This window comes from Bradyrhizobium sp. Ai1a-2, assembly GCF_000426245.1.
GTDB lineage: Bacteria > Pseudomonadota > Alphaproteobacteria > Rhizobiales > Xanthobacteraceae > Bradyrhizobium.
On the sequence record NZ_AUEZ01000165.1, the window covers coordinates 1 to 5757 of the forward strand.

7 protein-coding genes and 2 pseudogenes are annotated in these 5757 nt (G+C 60.7%); 4 read left to right on the forward strand and 5 right to left on the reverse strand.

Translation table 11 applies throughout. The features are described 5' to 3' along the window. On the forward strand, window positions 1-210 hold a 210-nt coding region (locus K288_RS48800), incomplete at its 5' end, for a transposase domain-containing protein (RefSeq protein WP_043162281.1). Window positions 211-262: 52 nt separating this feature from the next. Here the strand turns inward: K288_RS48800 and K288_RS48805 are convergent. Continuing rightward, window positions 263-484 (reverse strand): hypothetical protein, encoded by a 222-nt coding sequence (locus K288_RS48805; RefSeq protein ID WP_051335049.1) that lies wholly within the window; start codon window positions 482-484, stop codon window positions 263-265. Between the two features lie 28 nt (window positions 485-512). Further along, a complete protein-coding gene (locus K288_RS0142165; RefSeq protein WP_027584732.1) occupies window positions 513-731 on the reverse strand; it encodes a hypothetical protein in 219 nt (72 codons plus the stop codon). 935 nt (window positions 732-1666) lie between these two features. On the opposite strand from K288_RS0142165, the pseudogene K288_RS0142175 reads away from it, so the two are divergent. After that, window positions 1667-2290, forward strand: a pseudogene (locus K288_RS0142175) (IS630 family transposase); the annotation flags it as partial. 50 nt (window positions 2291-2340) lie between these two features. Here the strand turns inward: K288_RS0142175 and K288_RS0142180 are convergent. Genes K288_RS0142180 through K288_RS0142190 form a run of 3 tightly spaced genes read right to left on the reverse strand, consistent with a single transcriptional unit; the run spans window position 2341 to window position 4695 of the window. Then, entirely contained in the window at window positions 2341-3927 is a 1587-nt protein-coding gene (locus K288_RS0142180) for an IS66 family transposase (RefSeq protein WP_027584735.1), read from the reverse strand. A 43-nt stretch (window positions 3928-3970) separates the two neighbouring features. Continuing rightward, window positions 3971-4318, reverse strand: a complete 348-nt coding sequence (tnpB, locus tag K288_RS0142185) for an IS66 family insertion sequence element accessory protein TnpB (protein WP_027584736.1) — start codon at window positions 4316-4318, stop codon at window positions 3971-3973. Beyond that, window positions 4315-4695 (reverse strand): transposase, encoded by a 381-nt coding sequence (locus K288_RS0142190; RefSeq protein ID WP_160169084.1) that lies wholly within the window; start codon window positions 4693-4695, stop codon window positions 4315-4317. The genes tnpB and K288_RS0142190 overlap by 4 nt, the downstream gene beginning before the upstream one ends. A gap of 104 nt (window positions 4696-4799) precedes the next feature. Here K288_RS0142190 and K288_RS48810 point away from each other — a divergent pair. Then, window positions 4800-5246 (forward strand): annotated as a pseudogene (locus K288_RS48810) (IS630 family transposase); the annotation flags it as partial. A 337-nt stretch (window positions 5247-5583) separates the two neighbouring features. Further along, window positions 5584-5757: sigma-70 region 4 domain-containing protein (locus tag K288_RS51700; protein ID WP_201449757.1), on the forward strand; the 174-nt coding region annotated here is incomplete at its 3' end.

The window sequence follows — 5757 nt, forward strand, 5'->3', positions numbered from 1 at the left end:
TTCGCCGGCAGTCAGCGTGGTGCTGACCGGGCCGCCATCATGCTGACGATGATCACGACTTGTCGTCTCAACGACGTCGATCCCAAGGCCTGGCTCGCCGATGTCTTGGCCCGTATCGCCGATCATCCCGCATCGCGTCTGCACGAGCTGCTGCCCTGGGAATGGAAGCTCCTGCGCCAAGCTGACCCCACCGATCAGCAAGCCGCCTGACCTTCACGCATTGCCATCATATAGCTCGCCGATCCCCGCGCGCACGCGTCAATCAGGCGGCCTTCGTCGTAGCCGTACGGTAGCCCTTGGATCCGTCTAGAAGCACCCTAACCTGGGTTGCCGTCGCTCCGGGTCCGAGGATGATGCCTTTCTTGCCGCTGAGCCGCTGGCCCGCTGAGGGCCCAACAACGATCCGGCGACCAGCGACCAGTTCGTCTTTGACGGCCAGCAGGTCTGCGGCCTTCGGCAGGTTACGGTATGTGCTCCGCGGCATGGCTCTTTCTATCGCATATCCGCTGTTGCTACACACTAACAACCACGTATCGCGCGATCTCTGCCCCAGCGCTGTCAACTACCATTACCACTGTGCTGTTAGCCGGCTCGTACTCGGGATCGCTGGCGATATCCCGTGCGACACCGGCACCGTACTGACTCGCGAGATCGGCCGAGCCAAACACCTCACCCTCGCTGTCCGGCCGAAGGCGGCCGTTGTGGATGATCGGGAAATAATAGCGCCGCATAGGAGGGCCCTCCACCGCGGCGATCATGCGCTCATATCGAACCAGGGCGCACCTGTCTAAATCGACAGGGAATCGTTATTCAACGACACCCGCACCGTCCCACTCAATCTTAGCGATATACCTCTCGCACTTTAGCTAATCACCGGACAATTACGGAGAGCGAAGCTGCTTTCTTTCTGGTGGACAGCCCTTGGTTGCGATAGTAACTTAGTCCTTTTTCAGGACGTGAGATTTTCTTATGCGCGATTGGCAACTGCCGTTTTCTCGCGTGTGCTTGGACTGCACCTCAAAGCGCGAACGAAGATCCTACCGCGGCTGCACGGAGCATTGGGCAGATTTTCAACGCGCTGCGATTTTGAGTGGCGCGTGATGCTGCTCTACATTTTCACGGTCATAATGATCGAGTCGTGGCTCGACTTCTGGCTCACGGCAGCCCAACGTGTCACCCCGGCATGCTGCCCGCGCTGGGGCACCTCATTCTGGGACGCGACTGGGGACTGACTTGGAGTCCTGGCAGCCTGTCGGTCGCGATTGAAGCAAGACGGCCTGCCAGCCTTTCGTCAGCTATCGCGAGCGCACCCAGTGCCTTTGTGACTAACCCGCACACCGCAAGCAGCACGAGCGCGACTCGGCGTCGGAATGCAGATCGACGCTGTCCCTACCGCGCTCGCGCTGCCAGTGACGTTAGCAGCAATGTGACTCGGCGCTTGGGGCGTCGCAAGCACGCAAGCGCTGTCCCTATCACGGGCCGCTAACTTTGGTGGCCAGCCTGGCCACTTGAATGGCAAGACCGACCACCGCGCTCCCGCGGTGACGGTGAGGCCACGGGAGCCGCGAAGTTGTGTCAGGGAATAGGACTGCATCGCACCTATCAGAATTGGTGGGCTGCCTAGTACCCACTTTTCTTAGATCGTGAGTCGTGATTCAAGATTTGGATGATACCCGAAGCAAGAGAAGTCCACCTTTCGAGGAAAGATCGCGAGGTGCTTGAGGCGCGTTGTCGCTCGCCGGTGACGTTGCAGCGCGATTTGAAGCGGGCGCGGATAGTTCTATTGGCGGCGGCCGGGCGCAGCACCCGGTCGATCGCCCAGGAAGTTGGGGTCCAGCCGCGGATTGTCAGCCTTTGGCGGCACCGCTACGCCGATTATGGCCTTGAAGGTCTGCAAGACAAGCCGCGACCCGGCAAACAGCCGATCTATACGAAGGCCACCGACAAGCGGATTCTGAAGCTGCTGGATAAACCGGCCCCGCAGGGATTTGCGCGCTGGAGCGGTCCTCTGCTGGCCGAGGCGCTGGGCGATGTTGACGTCCAATATGTCTGGCGGTTCTTGCGCAACAGTAAGATCGACCTCGTGGCCCGGAAGTCCTGGTGTGAGAGCAACGACCCTGACTTTACGGCCAAGGCCGCCGATGTCGTTGGCCTCTATGTCGCCCCGCCCGCGAAGGCCATCGTGCTGTGCGTGGACGAAAAGCCTTCGATCCAGGCTCTGGAGCGAGCGCAGGGCTATCTGAAGTTGCCCAATGGCCGCGCCTTGACCGGCCAGAGCCACGACTACAAGGTACGCATCCGGCCAGCACCCCGGGCAGGCTCGCCGGTCTGCCGCGGCGTTCAGGCAGCAGCAGCTTTGGACTGTTGGGTCGCCTTCCAATTCCACGGGAGCAGGTCGGCGACTCTGTTGACGGGGTGATCTGGAAGCCTGGCCAGCACGTCAGCGAGCCAGGCTTGCGGATCAACGTCATTCAACTTGCAGGTCTCGATCAGGGTATAGACGGCGGCGGCACGATTGCCGCCAGCATCTGAACCGGCGAAGGTCCAATTTCGTCTTCCGACAGCCACACCGCGTAACGCTCGTTCGGCACCGTTGTTCGAGAGGCAGACACGGCCATCGTCCAAGAAGCGGGTGAACGCCGCCCAGCGGTTGAGCAGGTAGTTGATCGCCTTCGCAGTATCGTTGCCTGATGAGAGCAAGGTTCGCTGCTGGCGCATCCAGATTTCGAGATCGGCGACGATCGACCTCGACTTATCACGACGTACCGCAAGTCGCTGTTCCGGCGTTTTGCCGTTGATGGTGCGCTCGATCTCGAACAGGATATCGATGCGTCGCACGGCCTCGCTGGCAATCGGCGCCTCTCCAGATTTCGCCAGCTCGAAGAACTTTCTGCGGCCGTGGCTCCAACAGGCCGCTTCAAGGATCGGAGCCGGCTTCCTTTGGGCCTTGTAGAGCTGGTTATATCCATCAAAGGCATCGGCCTGCATCAGGCCCACATAGCCGGCAAGATGGTTTTGCGGATGCTCGCCAGCCCGGTTGCGTGAGTAGTAGAACAGGGCCGCCGGCGGATCCGTGCCGCCAAACGGCCGGTCATCGCGAACATAGGTCCAGATCCGGCCGGTCACCGTCTTAAGCTTGGCCAGTACCGGCACCGTCGTATCGTCGGCGTGGATGCGTTCCGCGCTCATGACGTGGATCCGGATGGCCTCAATAATGGGATCGAGTGCTGCCACGCAGGCGCCGACCCGATCCGCCAGGGTCGAGACGTCGATCTCGATCCCTTCGCGGGCATAGGTCTTGCTCTGTCGGTTCAACGGCTGATGCAGCAGGAACTTGTTGACCAGCACCATCGCCAGCAGGCTCGGCCCGGCAAAGCCTCGCGGGATCGGATGGGAGGGTGCCGGCGCTTCTGTGATCGCCTCGCAATCCCGGCAGGAGAACTTTTCGCGGACATGCTCGATAATCTTCCAGCGCCGCGGCTCGCATTCCAGGGTCTTCGATACCACCTCGCCGAGCTTGTGCAGCCGCTCGCTGCCGCACTTACCACATGCGCAAGGCGCGGGTTCGACGACGCGCTCGACCGGCAGATTGTCTCGCAACGGACGTCGCGGCGGCCGTGGATTTTGCGCGCGCTTCTCCTTGGCGGCCCCTGGCGCGGCGAGTTCGGCCTTGGTTTCCTGTTCGGCCTGCGTCTCTTCGAGATCCTCGATGGCAAGCTCGAGCTGTTCGACCAGCAGCTTGCCGCGTTCGGAGGATTGCCCGAACTGTTCGCGCCGTGCCTTGGCCAGCATCAGCTTCAGCCGCTCGATTTCCAGTCGGCCGACGGTCACTTCGCTCTTCGCCAACGTCAGCTGTTCGCGCTGTGCAATGATCATCGCATGCGCAGCGGCAAGGTCGGCGGGAAGCGGATCGGTGGGCGTCGTCACGAAGGCGAATCAACCATATTCGTCGCAAAAAATCCCGCTCGATTTAACCGGAAGCCTGTGGACGCCAAGTTGCCTGCGGCATCCGCCAATCAATTCCGGAGAGGAGATAGGATAGTTGCGCAACGCTGATCGTCACAACGCCGTCCGCCAGCGATGGCCACAAAAAGCGGCCGCGCTCCAGCCGCTTCGTGAACAGACACGCGCCTTGGCCATCGTGCCAGATGATCTTGATCAGGTCGCCGCGGCGCCCCCTAAAAACGTAGAGATCACCGGCATGCGGATCACGCTTCACACTCTCCTGGACCAGACGCGCAAGGCTCGGAAAGCCGCGGCGCATATCAGTGTGGCCGGTCGCAAGCCACACCCGCACATTACCCGGTATGGCAATCATCGGCGCTCAAGCACCTCGAGGACCCGCGCCAGCGCTTCCGGATCAACGTGCGCATCGACTCGGATGCGTCGCCGGTTGCCAAGATCGATCTCGATCAATCCAGTGCGCGCGGTTGCCACGGAGCGTACTCGACCGTCACTCGCGGGCAAAAGCTTCGGAGGTTCCTCCACTTCCGTAGCGACGATCTGCACCGGCGCAAAAGACGGTGCAACCTGCTCTGATGTTCGTGCTTGCCGACGCCAGGTAAACACGAGGCTGGCCGCGACGCCGTTACGCCGCGCGACCTCCGTCACCTTCGTACCCGGCACCAAGGTCTCCTCGACAATCCGCGTCTTGTCGTCCTGCGACCAGCGCCGCCGCCGCTCCAGCCCGCCCAAAACCTCGACCCGCATCACCTGATGACCTTAAAGCTAGACTTAAGGTCACACCCTTGGCGAATTGCAGCGCGTCAGACAAGGCGGCGCCCGTCGGATGCGTACACTACAAGCGGCACGGCACAACAACGTTGTTTGCGGCTCTCGAAGTCTCAACCGGAAAGATCATTGCAACGCATTCAAAGCGCCGTCGCCGCGTCGAGTTTCTCGACTTCATGGACAGTGTCACCACGGCCTTTCCGAACCGCCAGCTTCACGTCATCCTCGACAATCTCAGCACCCACAAAAAGAACGAGGATTGGCTCAAGGCCAACCCCAACGTGCAATTTCATTTCACGCCGACAAGCGCGTCCTGGCTCAATCAGGTCGAGACATGGTTTTCGATCTTGCAGGGGCAGTCGCTCAGCGGCGCTTCCTTCACGAGCCTCAAACAGCTTCAGGACCACATCGATGCCTACGTCAACGCATACAACGACAAAGCCGAGCCTTTCGTCTGGACCAAGAAAAAGGTCCGTCAACGACGCTTCAAAGGCCGCCGTATCACTGAGCTCTGATTCCGGGTACTAGGCCACGGTGGAAGCCTAAGGTGGTGCTGCGCCGATCGTGCGGCCGATAGGAATTAATTTTTTGAACGAAAGCCTCAAGATCGCCTTTGCGCTAGTTGCCACTGTGGCCGCGGTCGCAGGGGCGTTCTTTGCCATCCGGTTCTTGGTTAGCTTGCATGTTTCGCGGGATCGTGAGCACGGATTTCAGAGCATCGTGAGCAGAGATTTCAGACGATCGTGAGCATGGATTTCGCGGGATCGTGAGCAATTTTTGAATGGCTCAGCCCGCTTCGGCCGACAACTCAACCGGCTTAGGAACTGCCTCGTCAGTGAACGAGGAAGGCCGATGCCCACCCAGAGATTGTCGATGCGCCGGATCAAAGAGGTTCTCCGCTTAAAACATGTTCAAGGCTTGCCGGAGCGAGCCATCGCGCGCACCCTGGGCATCAGCAACGGTGCCGTACACAGCTATCTGCGCCGAGCCGGGGCTGCCGGGCTGAACTGGCCGTTGCCGACGGGA